Origin of the sequence: Pseudomonas sp. SAS7 (assembly GCF_052112345.1) — a bacterium.
GTDB lineage: Bacteria > Pseudomonadota > Gammaproteobacteria > Pseudomonadales > Pseudomonadaceae > Aquipseudomonas > Aquipseudomonas putida_Q.
This window is the reverse complement of record NZ_JBEGGO010000001.1, coordinates 466520-489549: the sequence shown is the minus strand read 5'-3', so window position 1 is coordinate 489549 and position 23030 is coordinate 466520. Positions and strand designations below refer to the sequence as shown.

Here is a 23030-nt window from a genome sequence, read left to right as displayed (position 1 = left end):
ACTAACCATTCCGTACAAAGAGATTGAAGCGACGACTTTACCTGCGAATAATCGATCGTGCCATAAACTGTGACAGTGGTTTTTTACCTGACTGGCACCGTCATTTTCCAACAACAAGGAACTCCCGCCATGCAGCGTTCGATCGCTACCGTGTCCTTGAGCGGCACCCTGCCGGAAAAGCTCGAAGCCATCGCCGCCGCCGGTTTTGACGGCGTCGAGATCTTCGAAAACGACTTGCTCTATTACGCCGGCAGCCCGCGCCAGGTGCGCCAGATGTGCGCCGACCTAGGGATAGCCATCACCCTGTTTCAGCCGTTCCGCGACTTTGAAGGCTGCCGCCGCGACCGCCTGCAGAAAAACCTCGACCGCGCCGAGCGCAAGTTCGACCTGATGCAAGAGCTGGGCACCGACCTGGTGCTGGTGTGCAGCAACGTTCAGGCCGATGCCCTGGGCGATGAACAGCTGCTGGTCGACGACCTGCGCCTGTTGGGCGAGCATGCCGGCAAACGCGGCCTGCGCATTGGCTATGAAGCCCTGGCCTGGGGCCGCCACGTCAACACCTACCAGCAAGTCTGGAACCTGGTGCGCCAGGCCGATCACCCGGCCCTCGGGGTGATCCTCGACAGCTTCCACACCTTGTCCCTGAAGGGCGACCCAAGCGCGATCCGCGACATCCCCGGCGACAAGATTTTCTTCGTGCAGATGGCTGACGCGCCAATCCTGGCCATGGATGTGCTGGAGTGGAGCCGCCACTTCCGCTGCTTCCCGGGGCAGGGCGAAATGGACATGGCCGGTTTCCTGGCGCCGATTCTTGCCACCGGCTACCGCGGCCCGCTGTCGCTGGAAATTTTCAACGACGGCTTCCGCGCCGCGCCGACCCGGCAGAATGCCGCAGACGGCCTGCGTTCGCTGCTGTACCTCGAAGAACAGACCCGCTTGCGCCTGGAGCAGGAAAACACGCCGATCGAACCTGGCGTGCTGTTCACCCCGCCAGCGGCCAGCGCCTATGACGGCGTGGAGTTCCTTGAATTTGCCGTCGACGAAGCCGTCGGCGCACGCCTGGGCAGCTGGCTGAAGCGCCTGGGCTTTGCCGAAGCTGGCAAGCACCGCAGCAAGGACGTACAACTGCTGCGCCAGGGCGATATCAACATTGTCCTGAACGCCGAACCGTACTCCTTCGGCCACAACTTCTTCGAGGCCCACGGCCCGTCACTGTGCGCCACCGCGCTGCGGGTCAAGGACCCGCAAGCTGCCCTGAAGCGCGCCACCGCCTTCCGTGGCCAGCCGTTCCGTGGCCTGGTCGGCCCCAACGAGTGCGAGGTACCGGCGGTACGCGCACCGGACGGCAGCTTGCTGTACCTGGTGGAGCAGGGCACCGCTGGCCACACGCTGTACGACACCGATTTCAGCCTGGACAAGAGCGCTACTGCCACTGGCGGCCTGCGTCGTATCGACCACATGGCCCTGGCCCTGCCAGCCGAGTCGCTGGACAGCTGGGTGCTGTTCTACAAGAGCCTGTTCGACTTCGCTGCCGACGACGAAGTGGTGCTGCCCGACCCATATGGCCTGGTCAAGAGCCGCGCCCTGCGCAGCCAGTGCGGCACCTTGCGCCTGCCGCTGAACATCTCGGAAAACCGCAACACCGCCATTGCCCATGCACTGTCCAGCTACCGCGGTTCGGGGGTGCATCACATTGCCTTCGATTGTGACGACATCTTCCGTGAAGTGGCGCGTGCCAAGCTGGCTGGAGTACCGCTGCTGGAAATCCCGCTGAACTATTACGACGACCTGGCGGCGCGCTTCGATTTCGACGACGAGTTCCTCAGCGAACTGGCGTACTACAACGTGCTGTACGACCGCGACGCCCAGGGCGGCGAGCTGTTCCACGTGTACACCGAGCCGTTTGAAGAGCGTTTCTTCTTCGAAATCATCCAGCGCAAGGGTGGCTATACCGGTTACGGCGCGGCCAACGTCGCGGTGCGTCTGGCAGCCATGGCCAAGGCCCGTAGCGGCGCGGCGCGCAAGCCCGTGCTCTAAGCCCGACGCGGTCGGTGTAGGAGCGGCCTTGCGTCGCGATGGGCCGCAAAGCGGCCCCAGTTTGTGTGTCACGGCATCCATTTCTGGGGCCGCTTCGCGGCCCATCGCGACGCAAGGCCGCTCCTACACCAACCGTGTCTCGGCCACCATCAACAATGACTGCGGCACCGCACTTTGCGGGTGCTGTGGTTCCTGCAAACTGACCAGGCGCAACCCGGCCATGTCCAGCGCATTCAGCCAGCTGGCCAACGTACGGAAGTACCACGGCATCGGTTGCCAGTCCCCGGCAAACCCGGCAAAAGACTCCTCTCGCCAGCCATCCTGATAGTCCCCGCCCGCCACGCTCCATGGGTGCAGGGTCTGGATCACCAGCGCCCCACCTGGCACAAGCAATTCATTCATCGCCGCCAACAGCGGAATGATGTCCTGGTGCAACAGGGCAAAGTTGGCACAGACCAGGTCATACCCTGTGCCCACATAAACCTGCGCATCGGCCAACTGCGCATAACTGGCCAGATGCACCTCGGCCGAGCCCGCCGCGCGCGCGGCCTCTACCAGCGCCCGGTCACCATCCACGCCCACGGCTTCGATACCGCGGTCATCCAGTGCACGCAGCAACCAGCCTTCACCACAGCCCAGGTCCAACACTCGCCCGGGCTGGCGGCCGAGGATGGCGAGCAGGATGGCCTGGTCAGTGACCTGGCGACGGCTCTCGATGCTGCCGCTGCGCACGGCGTCGATCCAGGCTTGGGCGTTGTGCTGCCAACTGTCGAGCAAGGTGCATTCAGGATCAGGCATGGTGGTGTCCCGTTGGTTGAACTTGCGTTGTGTTGAAACGCTACCTTAATATTGAAAACAATTCTCACTTGCGCGAACAGAATCGCCCCCATGAGCGACGTGCTACCCGGTTCCGACAATCACCTGCGCAATGTAGAGGCGCTCTACAACGGCCACCAGGGCTGGCTGCATGCCAGGCTGCGCAGGCGCCTGGGCAATGCGGTCGATGCGGCCGACCTGGTGCAGGATACTTTCGCGCGCATCCTGGCCTCGAAAACCGTGGTGTTTGACGAGCCTCGCGCCTATTTGAGCTGTGTCGCCGGGGGCATCCTTGCCAACTGGTGCCAGCGTAAATCGCTGGAGCGTGCCTACCTCAAGGCGCTTGAGCACTTGCCAGCACCTGAGGTGCCTTCGCCCGAGGCCCGCTTGCTAATTCTGGAAACCCTGCACGAAATCGATGCCATGCTCGACACCCTGCCAGCGTTGGTCCGCCGCGCGTTCCTGTTGTCCCAGCTGGGCGGCATGAAGTACGAGGCCATTGCCGAGCAGCTAGGTGTATCGCTCATCACCATCAAGCGTTACATGAAACAGGCATTTCTCCAGTGCTTGAGGCTGGTCGACTAGATGGCTGATGTCCAGCGTGTCGGCCCAACGGATACTGAGGCACTTGAAGAAGCGGCCGAGTGGTTGATGGCCATGAGTGCAGGCGCAGTGACCGATGCGCAAAGGGCCGACTGGTTGGCCTGGCGCAGCAGCAGCCCCGAGCGTGCGCAGGCCTGGCAACGTGCCGAACGGCTGATGGGCAAGCTGGACGGTTTGCCGCCGGCGCTGTCGATGTCGGCGCTCGACCGCCCGGCCGACCCGGGGCGTCGGGCGATGATCAGCCGTTTGGCGTTGCTGCTGGCTGTGCTTCCGGCGGGGTGGGCAGGCTGGAAGCTGACCCAGCGCCAAGGATGGGCCGCCGACTATCGCTCGGCCGTAGGCGAATGCCGCCAGCTCACCCTGGCCGATGGTACGCAGATCTTCCTCAATACCGACTCTGCAATCGACATCCGTTTCGATGCCGACGAGCGTTACATTCAACTGCGTCGGGGTGAAATCCTGGTGCAGACAGCGCCCGATATCGTAGTGCCTGCGCGCCCGCTGCGGGTGGGAACACGAGAAGGGCGCATGCAAGCCCTGGGCACGCGTTTCAGCGTGCGAGAGCTGGACGGGCGCACCTGCCTGGCGGTGATCGAAGGGGCCATTCGTATCGAGCCCGCCCGTACGGCGGCCAACCCTGGCACCGTTGTACAGGCCGGCGAGCGTGTCGATTTCAATGCGCACACGGTCGGCAGGCCAATGCCGGTCGACACCACCGCGACGGCCTGGACCCAGGGCATGCTGCTGGCAGACGGCATGCGCCTGGATGATTTCGTGACCGAGCTGGCGCGCTACCAGCGCGGCGTCATTCGCTGCGACCCTCGTATTGCCGGCCTGCGTATTTCCGGGGCGTTCCCGGTCAGCGATACCAGGCGCAGCCTGAGCATGCTGGAGTCGACCTATTCATTGCGGGTAGCCGCGCACATGAACGGCTACTGGACCCTGCTTTACCCCGCAGAGCCGTGAAATGCCAGACACGTAAAAAAAACTGCTGTGTGGGTGATACTTTTTTCAGTCTCGGCTGGCAACAGGAATGAACACTTCCATTCCCAGCCAGAAGGACCCGCCTGTCATGCCTGTTGCAAGTTGCCCATCGCCTAAGCGTGCGTTAGCTGTTGCGGTACGCAGCACACTCTTCGGTGCAGTTCTGGTATCAGGGGCCGGCTACCTTTTGCCCGCCGTCGCGCAACCCCTGGATAGCGTGACCCTGCGCACTTACGAAATTGCCCCGGGCCCTCTGGGGCGGGCGTTGTCCAGTTTCGCGCTGGCCTCGGGCGTTGCGCTGTCGTTTGAACCGGCATTGACCGATGGCCTGCACAGCCCCGGGCTCAGAGGTGCCTATTCGGCGCGTGAAGGTATCGCCCAGTTGCTTGCCGGCAGTGGCCTGGAGCTGGTGGAACTGAGCAACGGCAGTTACCAACTGATCCGTCAGCCAAGCAGTGATGAAGGCCTCACGCTGGCCGCCACGACCATTGACGCCAACAGCATGCGCCACGAAACACTGCCAGAGGCCTACGCAGGCGGACAGGTTGCACGCGGCGGGCGGCTAGGCATGCTTGGCAACAAAGACGTGATGGATACGCCCTTCAACGTCACCAGCTACACCGCAAAAACACTGGCTGACCTGCAGACGGTGACTGTGGCCGATGCCCTGGAGCGTGACCCCTCTGTGCGCTCCACCGGGCAGGCGGGTGGCATCGTCGACTCGTTTTTCATTCGCGGTTTCCCGGTGGGTGAAGGCAACCTGGGGGAGCTGGCCTTCGACGGTGTGTACGGCGTTGCCCCCAATTACCGGGTGTTCACCGAATATGCCGAGCGGGTCGAGGTGCTCAAGGGGCCGGGGGCCTTGATGTACGGTATTTCCCCGAACAGCGGCGTTGGCGGCGTGATCAACATCGTCCCCAAGCGTGCGCTCGCCGAGGATTTGACGCGTGTCACCGCCAGCTACAGCTCTGACACCCAGGTGGGTGGCCACCTCGACATCAGCCGCCGCTTCGGGGACCAGCGGCAATGGGGCGTGCGTTTCAACGGCAGCCTCGCCCAGGGCGACACGGCTATCGATGACCAGCAACGTGCGCTGGACATCGGCGCCATCGCCCTGGACTACCAAGGTGAACGCTTGCGCCTGAACCTGGACTTCATCAGCCAGGAAGAGCGGTGGGATGCTGCTTCGCGCCCCTTCACCGTGGCCCCCGGTTTCGGCATACCTTCCGCCGCCAATGGCCGTACCAATCTGCCGCAGGACTGGGGTTGGTCGAGAACCACTGAACAGTCAGCGTTGCTGGGTGGTGAATATGACGTAAGCGATGCGTTGACAGTGTTCGCCCATGCCGGGGGCGGCCGGGCGGACGTGGCGCGAATGTCTGACCAGGTTCCACGGATCCTCAACGCGGCGGGTGACACTAGCAATATCCCCGGTTACTACAAGTTCAACGTCGACCGCTCCACCGCCGACGTCGGGCTGCGTGGGTTGTTTGAAACCGGGCCGATCAACCATACGATTACCGCCATGGCCACTCGGTATCAGGATGAGTTGTCCCGTGGCATCAACAATGGCACGGAAATACGCTCGAACATCTACCACCCGGTAGATGTGCCCAAACAGTACATCGCTGCGCCAAAGGTGGACCGAGTGTCCGAGGCAGAACTGTCTGGCGTTGCCCTGACTGACACTTTGTCCGTACTCGACGACCGCGTGCAATTGACGCTGGGAGTGCGTCGGCAGGAAATCGAGTCACGCAACTACAGCACCACGGGTACGATAACCTCGCGCTACAAAGACAGTGCAACCACCCCCGTGGTAGGCGTAGTGGTCAAGCCTTGGGAAAACATTTCGCTGTACTACAACTATGTCGAAGGCCTGAGCAAAGGTGATGTCGCACCGGCAACGGCGAGCAATGCCGGTGAAGCGTTCGCGCCATACAAGACCAAGCAGCACGAACTGGGAGTGAAGTACGAGCGCAACACGTTCATGACCACCTTGTCGGTATTCCAGATAGAGAAACCCAGCGGTGAGCTGGGCGCGGGCAACCAGTTCTCGGTGCAGGCACAGCAACGTAACCGTGGCGTCGAGCTGAGCATGTTTGGTGAGGTTGCGCCGGGCACCCGATTGCTGGGTGGCATGACTGTGCTCGACAGCAAGCTGACCGATTCGGCCACGGCCGCCAACAAGGGCAACGAGGCAGTAGGTGTGCCAGATGTACAGGCCAACCTGTGGGCCGAGTGGGATACCCCTTGGGCTGAAGGTGTCACGCTGACCGGTGGTGCCATCTACACAGGCAGCCAGTACATCAACCAGGCCAACACCCAGGAACTCGATGCCTGGACACGGTTCGATGTGGGGGCGCGCTACGCCACCCGCATCGATGGCCACCCTACAACGTTCCGGGCGACGGTGCAGAACGTGTTCGACCGCGAGTACTGGTCGGGCGTGGCTTCGTACGGCGCGATATCGCCGGGTTACCCGAGGGCGCTGCAGCTGTCGGCCACGGTTGACTTCTGATACAGGTCCGGTGCCGAAGCGCAGGGGTATCGTTACCCGGTCGCCGTGTGTTTTCGCTTGACCCGGTACGGGGCTTGTAACCCGGCAGCGCCTCGCAGGCATCGCTGGCATCTATCGTAGACCTGTGGTCCTGACACTGATGATCGCGCCCACCCCGGTACCCTGCAGGCGCATGCGTTCAGGTATTCATCAGTTGCTCACCATCAGTTCCGGGCCCAGGTAATCGTTGACCTGCTGGATATCGTCATCCCCCAGGCTACCCACTGACGAGGCCAGGCGCAGCCGCGACATCAGGTAGTTCAGTTTCGCCTCGAACAGATCATGGCGGGCGTCGTACAGCAGTTCCTCGGCATTGAGCACATCCGAGTTGGTGCTGGTACCGCCTTCCTTGAAGCCCTTGCGGGTCGAGGTCAGCGAGCGCTCGTTGGAGGCCACGGCCTTTTCCAGCGCATGGATGCGCAAGGCGCCGCTCTGCACGCCGCGGTACTCGCGGGTGGTGCCGGAAATTACCTCCTGGCGGGTGGCGTCCAGTTCATCCAGGGCCTTGGAACTGTTGGCGCTGGCCTGGCGAGTCAGGGCGCTGGTGCTGCCACCGCTGTACAGCGGAATGTTCAGCTCCAGGCCAATCGAGCTGTAGTGGTTGCGCTGGTTGAGCTCGGAAATCGACTGGCTGCTGCCGGCGTTATAGCCCGCCACGAAATCCAGGGTGGGGTAGTGCCCGGCGCGGGCACGTTTCACTTCTTCTTCGGCCAGCTCGTAGCTGTGCCGGCGCGCGTGAATCAGCGGGCTGTCAGCCTGGGCTTTGACCAGCCAGTCCTGCAGGTTGCCCGGCATCAGCGGTGGCGTGCTGAAGCCCGGCTGCAAGGTGGTCAGCGCCTGCGGGGTTTCACCAATGTATTCCTCCAGCTTGCGGCGGGCGTTGACCAGGTTGTCCTGGGCTTCGATCAGGTCGGCCTCGGCCAGGTCGCGCCGGGCCACCGACTCATCGACGTCGGTGATGGTGCCGGCGCCCAGCTCCTTGCGCCGTTTCGCCGAAGCCTGCTGCTCTTCGAAGGCGTTCAGCTTGGCCTTGGCCAAGGTGATGGTTTCGCTGGCCAGCAGTACGTCGAAGTAGGCGTCGGCCAGGCGTACCGCAGCGTCCTGGCTCTTGGCGTCGAACACCGCCACGCTGTAGTCGGCCCGTTGCTGGCCCTGGCGGTACTCGGCCATCTTCTGTTTGTTGAACAGCGGTTGGCGCAGGCGCACATTGGCGCCCTTGGAGTCATAGTCCAGATGGTTATCCAGGCCGTTCTGCCGCTGGCTGCCATTTACCCTGTTGAAGTACGCCGACGCGTTGATCTGCGGCAGCAGGCCGGCCTCGCCAATGGCGCGGTTTTCGCTGCCGGCTTCTTTTTCGTGCACCGCAGCGCGGTAGATCGGGCCTTGGTATTGCAGCAAGTCCCAGGCTTGCTTCAGGTCCATGGCACTGGCCTGCACGGCCACCCCCAGCAGGCACAACATCAGGCACGGGCGTTTCATGTCATTGCTCCTTGAACGCGGCGTCGACGCGTTCGAGCATGGGTTTGAGCAGGTAGCTGAGCAGGTTGCGCTCGCCGGTCTTGATGGTGACGGTGGCGGGCATGCCGGGGCGGATGTGGTTGCTGCCCAGCAGGCCCATGCCGGCTGGTGTCACTTCCACCTGGGCCAGGTAGAACGGCTGCTTGCTTTCTTCGTCGAGCAGGCGGTCGGCGGAAATGGTCTTCACCCGCCCCGGAATGTTTGGCGTCTGCGCGTGGTTGAAGGCCGGGAAGGCGATGTCCACGGCCAGCCCCGGCACCATCTTGTCGATGGCCTGCACCGGGATCATCGCGTCCACCTGCAGCGGTTGGTCGAGCGGCACCACCTCCATGATCTTGGCGCCGGGCTGGATGATGCCGCCGACCGTGGCAATGCTCAGGCCCTGGACCATGCCGTCGATCGGCGAGCGGATCACCGTGTGGGTCACTTCGTAGTCCAGCGCACGCAAACGGTCGGCCAGGGTGGTGTTCTCCTTGGCGGTGTCGGTCAGTTGCGATTCCACTTCCTTCAGGTAGTCGTGCTGGCGCTGCAGCATGCGCAGCTTGATTTCGGTGGCCTGGCTGCGGGCCCGGGCAATGTTGTTGAGGTTTTCGGCCTGGCCGGCAGACAGGTCGGCGTTGCTGCGCTCCAGTTCCAGCAGGCGGTTGCGCGGTACATAGCCCTCGGCGGCCAGCACCCGGGTGCCTTGCAACTCCTGGCTGAGGAAGCCGATCTGCGAGGCGCGGGCGCCGTACACCTGCTGCAGGCCTTTGAGTTGCACTGCCGAGGCCGCGAGGTTTTCTTCAAGGATGCTCAATTCACCGGCAAGGCCGGCGCGGCGGGTGTCGAGCAGGCGCTGTTGCAGGTCCATGGCCGCCAGCAGCCGTGGGTCATTGCCGTAGTGCTTGAGCAGGGCAGGGTCGAAGGTGACCGTATCGCGGCCATCGCGTTCGGCTTCCAGGCGGTTTTCCACGGTCTTGCTGACGATGTACTGGGCACTGAGCGCGCCTTGCTCGGCCACGGCGCGCAATGCGTCGAGGCGTACCACCTCCTGGCCTTTTGTAACCACATCGCCTTCGCGCACCAGGATCGCCTCGACCGTGCCACCGCTCAGGTGCTGCACCGCCTTGCGGTTGCTGGTGACCTTGACCGTGCCGGTGGCGACCACACCCGCGTCCAGTGGCGCCAGGCAAGACCACAGCAGGAAACCACCAAAACCGGCGATCACCATCCACACGCCCCAGCGTACCGGTCGGCCGGCGTCCAGGTCGATCAGGTCTTTGGCTTCGGCGGCAATCAGTTCGGAGTGTTGAGCCAGTTGCATGATGGGTTACTCCCGTGTTTTTACCGAAGCCAGAGGGGCCGTATTGGCCGCTGGAATCACGCTGGCCTTGCGCAGCGCCGCAAACACTTCGTCACGGCTGCCGAGCATGTGCACGGTGCCGTCGCGCAGCATCAGTATCTTGTCTACGGCGCACAGCACATTGGGCCGGTGGGAAATCAGGATCACCGTGGCACCGCGCGTTTTCAACTCGGCCAACGCATCGACCAAAGCCTTCTCGCCGACGTCATCGAGGTTGGCGTTGGGCTCGTCCAGTACCACCAGGTTGGGCTCGCCGTACAGCGCGCGGGCCAGGGCGATGCGTTGCTTCTGGCCGCCGGACAGCGGGGTGCCGTCGGCTGTCAGGCGGGTGTCGTAGCCCCGCGGGAAGTGCAGGATCATGTCGTGCACGCCGCTGCTGCGGGCGGCGCGGATCACTGCATCGCTGTCCACTTCGGCAAAGCGCGCGATGTTTTCGGCGATGGTGCCCTCGAACAGTTCCACGTCCTGCGGCAGGTAGCCCAGCCAGGGACCCAGTTCGGCCTTGTTCCAGGTGAAGATATCGGCGCCGTCCAGGCGTACCTTGCCGGCCTGGGCCGGCCACACACCCACCAGCAGGCGGGCGAGGGTGGACTTGCCTGAGGCCGAAGGGCCGATGATGCCCAGGCTTTCACCCGGGACAAGGCTGAAGCTGACCCCGCGCACGATGCTGGTATTGGTGCCGGGGGCGCCGGCAATCACGTTTTCCACTGCCAGCATGCCCATCGGCCGTTGCAGCGACATGCTCGGTGGCCGTTGTGGGTAGTCCTGCAGCAGGTCGTTGAGCCGGCCCCAGGCCAGACGGCAGCCCAGCAGCTGTTTCCATGAGGCGATCACCTGTTCCACCGGCCCCAGGGCCCGGCCGGTCAGGATCGAGCAGGCGATCATCATGCCGGGGGTGATCTTGCCTTCGATCGCCAACAGTGCGCCGGTACCCAGGATTACCGACTGCAAGGTGATACGCACGAAGCGCCCGGTGCTGCTGATCAGCGCCGCGCGGTCGGAGGCCAGGGTCTGCATCTGCAGAATGCGCAAGTGGCCCTGGTACCAGCGCTTGCCGATTGACGGCAGCATGCCCATGGCCTCGATCACTTCGGCGTTGCGCAGGTTGTTGTTGGCGTAGCTGGCTGACGACAGTGACGCCTGGTTGGCTTCTGCCAACGGTTTTTGCGTGGCCTTTTCAGTGAGGTAGGCCAGCCCTACCAAGGTCAACGAGCCGATGGTCGTGACCAGCCCGAGCCAGGGGTGAATCAGGTAGCAGACCACCAGGTAGATCGGCGTCCAGGGGGCATCGAAGAAGGCGAACAGCCCGTTGCCGGTCAGAAACTGCCGCACCTGCGCCAGGTCATGCAGGGCCTGGGCCGGGTTGCCACCGGCGCGGCTCAGGTTGCGCTCGAAGGCGGCGCTGAAGATGCGTCGGTTGAGCGCCATGTCCAGGCAGTTGCCTACCCGGATCAGCACGCGGGTACGGGTCATCTCCAGCGCTGACATCAGCAGGAACAACCCGACCACCAGCAGGGTGAGCATGCCCAGGGTGGTGATGTTACGGCTGACCAATGCGCGGTCATACACCTGCAGCATATAAACCGCTGGCGTCAACATCATGACGTTTATCACGCCGCTGAAAGCGGCCAAGGCGTAGAAGCTGCGGCGCAGGCGAAACAACACGTCGGCCAGCTCGGAGCGGGTGCGTGGTGGCTTGGGCATCGGAGGCCTCCCTTTGTTACAAGGCGGGAAGCCCTTGCGGCGCCCCGTACAACGGTAGTTGTGGCTTCTTGGTTGGCTCGCAGGCAGGTCGCTCTAATGGCGAATAGTCCAAAAACGCTGCGTTGCTCCCACATGCTGGAGCGTAGGTTGCAACGAAACATTCAGTAATATCATTTTGCTCTATGAAATCTTTGAACTTTTTATAAGTGCCTACAAAACAGCTAGTTGCATCGCATTATCATCGACGAGTAATTTTTTGACGGGATATTGACAAGAGTTTTTTCTACGACTTTAGTCTGAGGTATTCGGGCCCTGTGCGAGCTGGGGTCGATACAGGTGCGTTACACCTGTTGCGCACGGTTAACAGGGCTTCCTACCCCACCGGTGGGGGCCGGCTTGCAAGCAATGAGGCTGTGGCGCCCGCACAAAAACTGCGCCACTGAGCCTATAACCACCAACCAGATACTGCGCACGTCAACACTGACTGGGCGCGGGAAGGACCCTGTTGCCCTGTGATTTCTCCCGAAAGATCGAGGGCAATTGCAATGGCCAATTTCAGCAAGTCGGACCTGGAATTCATTCTCAAACAAATCTTCATCGCCGAAGCCCATGCTGACGGCGCCAGCCTGAGCGACCTGCTGCCCAACAGCCAGGTGCCGTTCGGGCTGCGCACCGTCGATGGCAGCTACAACAACCTGGTGGCCGGGCAGAGCGAGTTCGGCGCTGCCGACAATTCATTCCTGCGCCTGCTTGATGCCTCCTACCGTGCCAACTACGTGGGCACTGGCAACGTCGTCGATTCGCAACCGCGCACCATCAGCAACCTGATCGTCGACCAGACCGGCAACAACCCGGCGGCGGTCGAAGCCAATGGTGGCGCAGCCCCGGTGATAAGCCCCGGTATCGACGGGGTGTTCGGCACCGCCGACGACAAGCCGGTGTTCTTCATACCCAACGTCTCGCCGGACGTAGGCCTGACGGCGGGCTTCAACGCCTGGATGACCTTCTTCGGGCAGTTCTTCGACCACGGTCTGGACCTGGTCACCAAGAGCAGCACCGACATCGTGTTCATACCGCTGCGCCCGGATGACCCGCTGTACGTGGCCGGCAGCCCGACCAACTTCATGGTGCTGTCACGGGCCGTACGCACCGCGGGCGCCGATGGCGTGGTGGGCACGGCCGACGATAGTCAGCCCAACACCACCTCGCCGTTTGTTGACCAGAGCCAGACCTACAGCTCGCACCCCTCGCACCAGGTATTTTTGCGCGAGTACACGCTCGATGGCGCAGGCGACCCGGTGGCCACAGGCCGGCTGATCACCAACCGCGACCTTGGCGCGGATGGCAAATTCGGCACCGCCGACGATGGCGACAGCGGAAACGGCGGCATGGCCACCTGGGCGGTGGTCAAGGCCCAGGCCCGTGACCTGCTGGGTATCAACCTGACCGATGCCGACGTGCACAGCGTGCCGTTGCTGGCCACCGATGCCTACGGCAACTTCCTGCGCGGGCCCAACGGCATGCCGCAGGTGGTAATGCGCGTGAACAACGGCGCCGACGGCATTGCCGGCACTGCCGATGACGTCACCCAGCTGGTCGAAGGCAACCGCGCCGCGCCCATCAGCCTGGCCAATGCCGTGAGCACCGGGCATGGTTTCCTGGACGACATCGCCCACAACGCCGCCCCCGTGGTAGTGGCGGGCGTGCTGCAGGCCGACACTGATGCCGCCACTGGCAACGCGCAGCCTGTGGGCCCGGGCGGCAACAACCTGACCTACGACAACGAACTGCTCGACGCCCACTACATCGCTGGCGACGGTCGGGTGAACGAGAATATCGGCCTGACCGCTGTGCACCACGTGTTCCACTCCGAGCACAACCGCCTGGTGCAGCAGACCAAGGACACCCTGCTGGCCGCAGGCGACCTGGCGTTCCTCAACGAATGGCTGATCGACGACGTTGCCGCCATCCCCACCACACCTGCCGGCATCGCCGCGCTGGTGTGGGACGGCGAGCGGCTGTTCCAGGCGGCCAAGTTCGGCACCGAAATGCAGTACCAGCATTTGGTGTTCGAAGAGTTCGCGCGCACCATCCAGCCACAGATCGACGAGTTCCTCGCCCCCAACGGCTACGACACGTCGATCAACCCGGCCATCCTCGCCGAGTTCGCCCATGTGGTGTACCGCTTCGGCCACTCGATGCTGACCGAAACCGTCGACCGCTTCGACACGTCGTTCAACCCGGTGTCTGCCGACCCCGACAACCCTGACCAGCAACTGGGCCTGATCGCCGCCTTCCTCAACCCGCTGGCGTTCGCTGGCAGCGGGGCCACCGCCGACGAAGCGGCCGGTGCGATCATCCGCGGCGTTACCCGCCAGCTGGGCAACGAAATCGATGAGTTCGTCACCGAAGCCCTGCGCAACAACCTGCTCGGCCTGCCGCTGGACCTGCCCGCGCTGAACATAGCCCGTGGTCGTGATACCGGTATCCCCAGCCTGAACGAGGCGCGCCGCGAATTCTATGCGGCAACCGGTGACAGCCAGCTCAAGCCCTACATCAGCTGGGCCGACTTTGCTGACCACCTCAAGCACCCGGCATCGCTGATCAACTTCATCGCGGCCTACGGTACTCACTCCACCATAACCGCAGCCACCACCGAAGCGGACAAGCGCGCCGCCGCAGTGGCGCTGGTGCTTGGCGGTAGCGGCTCACCACTCGACCGCCTGGACTTCCTCAACGGCACCGGCGCCTATGCCAACGTGACGCTGGCGGGCAAAGACGGCATCGCCGGCACGGCCGACGACATTTCCGGCGTGACCGTGACCGGGGTCGATGCCATCGACTTCTGGGTCGGCGGCCTGGCCGAGCAGAAAATGCCCTTCGGCGGCATGCTCGGTTCCAGCTTCAACTTCGTCTTCGAGACCCAACTGGAAGCGCTGCAGAACGGCGACCGTTTCTACTACTTGTCGCGTACGGCGGGCATGAACTTTGGTACGGAACTGGAGAACAACTCCTTTGCCAAGCTGATCATGCTCAACTCCGACGTTACCCACCTGTCCAACACCGTGTTCCTCACGCCTACCTTTACCCTGGAAGTGAACCAGGCCAACCAGTTCACCGGGCTGGGTGCCGACGGCAAGGCCGACCCGACGGGGGGCATCGAGATAAACGGGGTAGAAATCGTACCGTTGGTGATTCGCGACAACCCCGACACCGTGGGCCCCGACGCCAACTACCTGCACTACACCGGTGAAGACCATGTGGTGCTGGGCGGCACGGCCGGCAACGACATCATCATTTCGGGCGATGGCGACGATACCGTTTACGGCGATGCCGGCGACGACGTGCTCGAAGGTGGCGCAGGCAACGACGCAGTGCTGGGCGGAGCCGGCGATGACATCATCACCGATTCGTTCGGCGACAACCGCCTGGAGGGTAACGCCGGTAACGACGTGATCGTCGCCGGCAGCATGCTGGCGGCCGGCAACCTGATCCTGGGGGGCGACGGCCAGGACTTCATTATCACCACCGAGGACATTTCCACCACCTTTGGTGGCCAGGGCGATGACTTCATCCTCGGCGCCAAGACCAACCTGCCACCCACCGGCAACGAGGGCGATGACTGGATCGAGAAGGGTACCCAGGACGGTGCGCCTGGTGACAACTTTGCGCCGCTGCTGGGTGACGAAGTGGTCGGCAACGACATCTTCGTCGGTGGCGGTGGCTTTGACGAAATGATCGGCGAGGGCGGCGACGACATCTTTGTCGGCAGCGATGCCCAGGACAAGATGGACGGCATGTCGGGCTTCGACTGGATCACCAACAAGAACGACAAGGTCGGCGTTACCGTTGACCTGAGCCTGGCAGCGCTGGCCCAGCCCCACGGCAATGCGCCAAACCAGAACGCCGGGGTATTCAACCCGGTCGGCGCTTCGCCGGCCAGCATCCTCGACCGCTTTGCCGAGGTCGAAGGGGTGTCCGGTTCGAACTACGCCGATGTGCTCAAGGGCGATGACGTCGATGCCGTGACCATCCTCAACCATGGCGGCGCCACCGGCAGTGCGCTGACCAACGTGGCGCTGATCCGTGGGCTGCAGCAGTTTCTGGCGGATGCCGGGTTGCCTACCACAGGCTTTGCCACCGGTAACATCATGCTCGGCGGCAATGGCAGCGACCTGATCGAGGGCCGTGGCGGCGATGACCTGATCGACGGCGACAAATGGCTGAACGTGCGGATTGCCGTGTACGCCCCGGGCGACGTCAACCACACCGGGCCCGAGATCGCCAGCTTCGACAGCATGGTCGACATGATCCCGTTCATGCTCGACCGCACCTACAACCCTGGCCAGCTGAAAGCCGTGCGGGAAATCCTGCCCGGCACCTCCACTGGCGGGGCGGCCTTCGACACGGCTGTGTATTCGGGGGTGCAGAGCGAGTACGTGGTAACCCAGAACACCAAAGGCACGGCCGATGTCGCGGATGATGTGTGGACGGTGACCGATACCGTGGCTGGCCGCGACGGCGTCGATACGCTGCTGCACATCGAACGCCTGCAGTTCGCCGACAGCCAGCGCGTGCTGGTGACAGGCGTGAACGCGCAGCCCACGGGCAGCCCGACCGTCACCGATGGCAACGGCGGTGCGATCACTGTGGGCGATATGCTGACGGTGAGCGTGGCGGGCGTGTTCGATGCCGACAATATCAGTGCGGGCAACCCGGCAGGCACGCTTGCCGACCGTTCAGTGTCGTACTACTGGCAATTCGAGGCCGACCCGGGCAGTGGTGTGTTCGAGGACATCATCCTGCTACCGGCCGGTGACCTGGCGTTCCAGAGCGCCGATGGCACCGCGTTCAAGGTGTCGCCAGACCTGGCCGGGCTGAGCCTGCGGGTCAAGGCGATCTACCAGGACGCCCATGGCACAACCGAGGTGTTGTATTCCGCCCCCACGGCGGTGGTGCAGCCGGGCGCACCGGTGGTGCCAACGCCGGCCGCTCCGGTCGTGGATGCCACGGCAGGGGGCGAGGGGCTGCACATGGTGCGCTCCGACCTCAACTTCATCCTCGACCAGATCAAGATCGCCGAGGCCGATGCCGCCGGGCAGGACATCCTCTCGCTGATCCCCAACATCCGCGCACCCTTGGGCCTGCGGGCAGTCGACGGCTCGAACAACAACCTGATGAACCTCAACGGCAACAACAACACCCAGTTCGGTGCTGCCGACAATGTCTTCCCGCGCCTGACCGACCCGGTGTTCAACCCGGCAGAAGGTGCACCGGCCGGCTTCTTCGGCCCTGGCTCGCCGGCCATTCCGGGCTCCTCGTACCAGCAGACCAGCGGCCCGGTGTTCGACTCGCAGCCGCGCACCATCAGTAACCTGATCGTCGACCAGACCTCCAACAACCCGGCAGCCTATGCCACCGCGTATGACCCAGGTGCCGATGGCGTGCTCAACTTTGGCACGCCCGGTAACGACGACGTGCTCAAGGACGGCGTGCGCATCGTCGCCAGCCCGGGCATGGATGGCCAGTTCGGCACCACCGACGACCACGATGTGTACCTGTTCGAAAACACCGCTGCCGATGCCGGCCTATCCGCGCCGTTCAACGCCTGGATGACCTTCTTCGGGCAGTTCTTCGACCATGGCCTGGACCTGGTTACCAAGGGTGGTTCGGGTACCATCTACATCCCGCTGCAACCCGATGACCCGCTCTACGTGGAGGGTGGTTTCACCAACTTCATGGTGGTGACCCGTGCCACCAACCTGCCTGGGCCGGATGGCATCCTCGGCAACGCCGATGACATTCACGAACACACCAACACCACCACGCCGTTCGTGGACCAGAACCAGACCTATAGCTCGCACCCGTCGCACCAGGTGTTCCTGCGTGCCTACATGTTGACCGACGACGGCCCCGTTGCCACTGGCCGGCTGATCACCAACCGTGACCTGGGCGCCGATGGCAAGTTCGGCACTGCCGACGACACCGAAATCGGCGGCATGGCCACCTGGAAAGTACTCAAGGCCCAGGCCCGCGACGTGCTTGGCATCAACCTGACCGATGCCGACGTCGACAACGTGCCGCTGCTGGCAACCGACGCCTACGGCAACTTCATCAAGGGGCCGAACGGCTACCCGATGGTGGTGATGAAGGGCCTCGACGGCATTGCCGGCACTGCCGATGATCAACAGGTCGAAGGCAACCCGCTGGCGCCGCTCGACCTGACCAACGCCGTGCGCACGGGGCACCAGTTCCTCGCCGACATTGCCCATAACGCGGTACCCGTGTTCAGTGGCGGGGTGCTGGCGCCGGATGCCGACAACGTTGCCGGCAACGCTGTGCCGGTCAACCCACAGACCGGGGCCAACCTGGCCTACGACAACGAACTGCTGGACGCGCACTACGTCGCCGGCGACGGTCGGGTCAACGAGAACATCGGCCTGACAGCCGTGCATGCGATCTTCCACTCCGAGCACAACCGGCTGGTGGCGCAGACCATGGACACCGTGCTCGACTCGCACGACCTGGCCTTCCTCAACGAATGGCTGCTCAACCCGGTAACCGCATTGCCGGTTACCCCGGCCGAGATCGGCGCATTGGTATGGAACGGCGAGCGGCTGTTCCAGGCGGCCAAGTTCGGTACCGAGATGCAGTACCAGCACTTGGTGTTCGAGGAGTTCGCCCGTACCGTGCAACCACGGGTCGACCTGTTCTTTGCCCCGACCCAGGTGTACGACGTCGACCTCGATGCGTCAATCGTGGCCGAGTTCGCCCACACGGTGTACCGCTTCGGCCACTCGATGCTGACCGAGACTGTCGATCGCTACGACATCGACTTCAACGTCATCAAGGACCCGGCCAGCGCCAACCCTGACCAACAACTGGGCCTGATCGCGGCGTTCCTCAACCCGTTGGCCTATGCCGCCAGTGGCGTTACCCCCGAGGACGCCACCAGCGCCATCGTCCGCGGGGTCACCCGCCAGGGTGGCAACGAAATCGACGAGTTCGTCACCGAGGCGCTGCGCAACAACCTGCTTGGCCTGCCACTGGACCTGCCAGCGATCAACATCGCCCGTGGCCGCGACGTTGGCATCCCTTCGCTGAACGCCCTGCGCCGCGACATCTACGGGCAAACCGGTGATACCCAGCTCAAGCCGTATACCAGCTGGGTAGACTTGGTGCAGCACCTGAAACACCCCGAGTCGCTGATCAACTTCATTGCAGCTTATGGCACCCATAGCACCATCACCGGGGCCACCACACTGCTGGAAAAACGCGACGCGGCCATGGCCCTGGTGTTCGGTGGCGATGGCGCGCCGGCTGACCGCCTGGACTTCCTCAACAGCAGCGGTACCTGGGCGAATGTAACCCTGCCCGGCAAGGATGGTGTGCTGGGCACCGCCGATGACCTGAAGGCGGTGACCATCACCGGTGTCGATGCCATTGACCTGTGGATCGGCGGCCTGGCCGAAGAGAAAACCCCGTTCGGCGGCATGCTCGGCAGCACCTTCAACTTCGTCTTTGAAAACCAGATGGAGAAACTGCAGGACGGCGACCGCTTCTACTACCTGGAGCGCACCTCCGGTCTGTCGATGAACGCCGAGCTGGAGAGCAACTCGTTTGCCAAGCTGATCATGGCCAACACCTCCGCCACCCACCTGCCGGGCCTGGTGTTCTCCGACCCGGGCTTCTACCTGGAAGTCGACCAGAGCAAGCAGTTCAACGCAGGCCTGGGCAACGTCGACCCACTGGGCGAAAACGGCGAGCAGGTGGTGTTCCGCGACAGCCCGCTGACGGCTGGCCCGGACACCAACTACATCCGCTATGCCGGGGCCGAGCACATCGTCCTGGGAGGCACCAACGGTGACGATATCCTGGTGTCCAGCGAAGGCGACGACACGGTCTGGGGCGATGGTGGCAACGACCGCATCGAGGGGGGGGACGGCAACGACCAGCTGCGCGGTGGTGCCGGCGACGACATCATCAGCGACATGGGCGGTGACGACAACATCCAGGGCGGCGACGGCAACGACGTGCTGCACGGCGGCAATGGCGTCAACCTGATCATCGGCGGTTTCGGCAACGACTTCATCGTCACCGGTGAAGATGCCTCCGAAGCCATAGGCGGCCAGGGCAACGACTTTATCCTGGGCAGCAAGGCCAACGAGCAGGACATGGGTAACGAAGGTGACGACTGGATCGAGAAGGGCACCTCGGACGGTGCGCCTGGCGACAACTTCGACCCGCTCGGCAACGACCCCATCATCGGCCACGATGTGTTCATCGGCGGCAACGAGAACGACAAGTTCAACGGTGAAGGCGGCGACGACATCATGGTCGGCAGCCTGGGCTTTGGCGACCGTTACATCGGCGGCTCGGGCTACGACTGGGCCACCTTCAAGGGCCTGGCCCAGGGTGTGACCATCGACTACACCGACCGCTTCTTCGACGTGCCGCCAGTACCGGGCTCGGGCGCTTCGGCGCTGGTCCGCTTCGATATCATGGAAGGCCTGTCGGGCTCGGCCCATGGCGACTTCCTGCGCGGTGACAACGAAGACGCCACTTCGCTGCCCACCGCGGGTGCCACTGGCAGCGTGCTGACCAACATCAACCTGATCAACGGCCTGTCCAGCCTGCTGGCCGCCGGTGCAACGTTCTACGATGGCGGCAACATCATCCTCGGCGGCAGCGGCAGCGACCTCATCGAAGGCCGTGGCGGCGACGACATCCTTGACGGTGACAAGTGGCTGAACGTGCGCATCAGCGTACGCGCCAACCTCGATGGCACTGGCCCGGAAATCGCCAGCTACGACAGCATGGAGCCCATGGTGCCGCTGATGCTCAACGGCACCTACAACCCAGGCCAGCTGGTGATCGTGCGGGAGATCCTCAACGGCACCGACAACTACGACACGGCGGTGTTCTCGGGGGTAGCCACCGATTACAGCGTGGTGGTCGATGGCAATGCGGTGATCGTCACCGACCTGGTGGCCGGGCGCGATGGTGTCGACCACCTGACCGGCATCGAGCGGCTGCAGTTCTCTGACCGCTCCCAGGCCTCTGGCGTGGGTACCGCCGTCAACGCTGGCCCCACGGGGCACCTGGCGATCCTCGACGCTGCCACCGGGCTGCGTGACGACACACCGGTCAGCGGCCAGCTGCTGCGCGTGACACCGCTGGCGGTGCACGATGCGGACAACGTCAGCGCGGCCAATACGACCGGTGCGGTCAACGGCCCTGTGGCCTACTTCTGGCAAGTCGAGACCCTGCCGGGTTCGGGAGTCTATGAAGACATCACCTTTGTCGCCGCAGGCGAGGTCCAGCGGGCGACGGGCGCCACCTACCGGGTCACGGACGATGTGGCTGGCCTGAGCATCCGTGTACGTGCGGTGTATCAGGACGCCAAGGGCACCCTGGAAATCGTCGACTCGTCGCCGAACAGCGCGCCGAGTGCCGGCCCCACCGTGACCGGGCTGCTGGTGCAGAACCAGACGCTCACCGCCAACCCGGCAACCATCGTCGATGCCGACGGCCTGAGCAACCCGCAGTTCACCTTCCAGTGGCAGTCCAACCGGGGTGTCGGCTGGGTCAACATTGTTGGCGCCATCAGCAGCACCTTTGTCCTGACCCAGGCGCAAGTGGGGCAGAACATGCGGGTGGTGGTCAGCTATGTGGATGACTTCGGCGTGCACGAAAGTGTCGCCTCCGACATCCTCGACCCGGTCGCCAACGTCAACGATGCACCGACCGGTGCAGTGTTGATCAGTGACACCACGCCAGACCGGGGCCAGACGCTGACCGCGCTGACGGGTGGCATCGTCGACCTGGACGGGCTCGGTGCCTTCAGCTTCCAGTGGCAGCAGGGCACTGGCGGCATCTTCAGCAACATTGTCGGGGCCACGGCCGCCACCTTCACTCCGGGCTTTGCCCAGGGCAACCAGCAGTTGCGGGTGATCGTGCGCTACACCGACGGCTTCGGCACCCTGGAGTCGTTGACCTCCGCCGCGACGGCCGCAGTGGTGGTACCGCCAGGTGTGACACTGGTGGGCACCAACGCAGCCAACACCCTGACCGGCACGGCGGGCAACGACGTGATTTCGGGCTTGGGCGGCAACGATACGCTCAATGGCCTGGGCGGCGCTGACCAGTTGTTCGGCGGGCTTGGCAACGACATCCTCAACGGCGGGGACGACCCGGACGTCCTCAATGGCGACGATGGCAACGATACCCTCAACGGTGGGCTTGGCGCGGATGCCATGAATGGCGGTGCCGGCAACGACAGCTTCGTGGTCGACAACGCCGGTGACACGGTGACAGAGGCGCTGAACGGTGGTACCGACCTGGTGCAGACCAGCCTGGCCACCTACACCCTGGGTGCCAACGTCGAAAACCTGACCTACACCGGCAGCAGCAGCTTTACCGGTACGGGTAACGCGCTGGCCAACACCATCACCGGCGGCGCCGGCAACGACCTGCTAAGCGGCGGTGCGGGTGCCGACCGCCTGGTGGGGGGCGTGGGCAACGACACCTATGTGGTGGATGATGCCGGGGACACTGTGGTCGAGGCCACTGGCGCAGGAACTGATCTGGTGCGTACCACGCTGGCCAGCTACACCATGGCCGCCAACGTCGAGAACCTGACGTATACCGGTGTAGGCAACTTCACCGGCACCGGTAATGGACTGGCCAACATCATCAACGGCGCGGCGGGCAATGACACGCTCGCCGGTGACGGCGGCAACGACATCCTCAACGGCAACGCCGGCAACGACACCCTCAATGGCGACGCCGGTAACGACCAGTTGTTCGGCGGCCTGGGTGCCGATCGCCTGAACGGTGGGGGTGGCGATGACAGCCTCGATGGCGGCGACGGCAATGACACGCTGTTGGGGGATGCCGGCAACGACACCCTGGTGGGCGGCATTGGTGATGACAGCCTGGACGGCGGCAACGGCAACGACGCACTGCAAGGTGGCGATGGCAACGACACGCTGTTTGGTGACGTCGGCACCGACACCTTGATTGGGGGCGCCGGTAACGACTTCCTCAACGGTGCGGCGGGCAACGACACGGTGGTGGGGGGGGCCGGCAACGACACGATGATGGCCACTGACGGCAACGATGTCTTCCAGTTTGCGGCCGGCTTCGGCAACGACCTGGTCATCAACTTCGATGCCATTGCGGCGGGTGGCCAAGACCGGCTGGATATCACCGCCCTCAACATCACCGCAGCGACCTTCGCCGCCAGCGTCACCATCGCCGATGTTGGCGCTGATACGCTGGTTCACATCGGCGCTGCCGACTCCATCCGCCTGGCGGGGGTGGCGGATGCGACCACGGTGACTGCTGCAGACTTCATCCTGGCGGGGTGAGGGTCTGAAAGACAAGCTGCATTGAAATGCAGGGGCTGCCTTGCAGCCCTTTCGCGGCACAAGGCCGCTCCTACAGGGATAGCGTGTTATTGAAACC

9 protein-coding genes are annotated in these 23030 nt (G+C 63.7%); 5 read left to right on the top strand and 4 right to left on the bottom strand.

All coding sequences use genetic code 11. The features are described from left to right. The first annotated feature begins 129 nt into the window (after positions 1 to 129). Complete coding sequence (gene quiC, locus ABI582_RS02125; RefSeq protein ID WP_016500398.1) at positions 130 to 2037, top strand: 3-dehydroshikimate dehydratase QuiC; 1908 nt, start codon at positions 130 to 132, stop codon at positions 2035 to 2037. A 123-nt stretch (positions 2038 to 2160) separates the two neighbouring features. On the opposite strand, the gene ABI582_RS02120 is transcribed toward quiC, so the two are convergent. Continuing rightward, positions 2161 to 2835: a class I SAM-dependent methyltransferase gene (locus ABI582_RS02120; protein ID WP_442118266.1), complete on the bottom strand. Its 675-nt coding sequence runs from the start codon at positions 2833 to 2835 to the stop codon at positions 2161 to 2163. 90 nt (positions 2836 to 2925) lie between these two features. Here ABI582_RS02120 and ABI582_RS02115 point away from each other — a divergent pair, with 90 nt between their 5' ends. The 3 genes from ABI582_RS02115 to ABI582_RS02105 all read left to right on the top strand — a co-directional run bounded on the left by ABI582_RS02115 (position 2926) and on the right by ABI582_RS02105 (position 6958). Further along, positions 2926 to 3438, top strand: a complete 513-nt coding sequence (locus ABI582_RS02115; RefSeq protein ID WP_028613511.1) for a sigma-70 family RNA polymerase sigma factor — start codon at positions 2926 to 2928, stop codon at positions 3436 to 3438. After that, a complete protein-coding gene (locus tag ABI582_RS02110) occupies positions 3439 to 4422 on the top strand; it encodes a FecR domain-containing protein (protein ID WP_442118265.1) in 984 nt (327 codons plus the stop codon). 106 nt (positions 4423 to 4528) lie between these two features. Next, positions 4529 to 6958, top strand: coding sequence for a TonB-dependent siderophore receptor (locus tag ABI582_RS02105; protein WP_442118264.1), 2430 nt, complete (start codon positions 4529 to 4531; stop codon positions 6956 to 6958). 189 nt (positions 6959 to 7147) lie between these two features. Here the strand turns inward: ABI582_RS02105 and ABI582_RS02100 are convergent, their stop codons facing one another. From ABI582_RS02100 to ABI582_RS02090, 3 genes are read right to left on the bottom strand one after another with little or no spacing between them, the layout of a single operon-like run. Beyond that, entirely contained in the window at positions 7148 to 8476 is a 1329-nt protein-coding gene (locus tag ABI582_RS02100; RefSeq protein WP_442118263.1) for a TolC family outer membrane protein, read from the bottom strand. 1 nt (position 8477) lies between these two features. Next, a complete protein-coding gene (locus ABI582_RS02095; protein WP_442118262.1) occupies positions 8478 to 9818 on the bottom strand; it encodes an HlyD family type I secretion periplasmic adaptor subunit in 1341 nt (446 codons plus the stop codon). Positions 9819 to 9824: 6 nt separating this feature from the next. Continuing rightward, positions 9825 to 11561 carry a type I secretion system permease/ATPase gene (locus ABI582_RS02090; RefSeq protein WP_442118261.1) on the bottom strand — a complete coding sequence of 579 codons (1737 nt, stop codon included), beginning with the start codon at positions 11559 to 11561 and terminating at the stop codon, positions 9825 to 9827. A gap of 545 nt (positions 11562 to 12106) precedes the next feature. Between ABI582_RS02090 and ABI582_RS02085 the strand changes: the two genes are divergently transcribed. Continuing rightward, on the top strand, positions 12107 to 22933 hold the full coding sequence (locus ABI582_RS02085; RefSeq protein ID WP_442118260.1) for a peroxidase family protein: 10827 nt from the start codon (positions 12107 to 12109) through the stop codon (positions 22931 to 22933). The last annotated feature ends 97 nt before the right edge of the window (positions 22934 to 23030 follow it).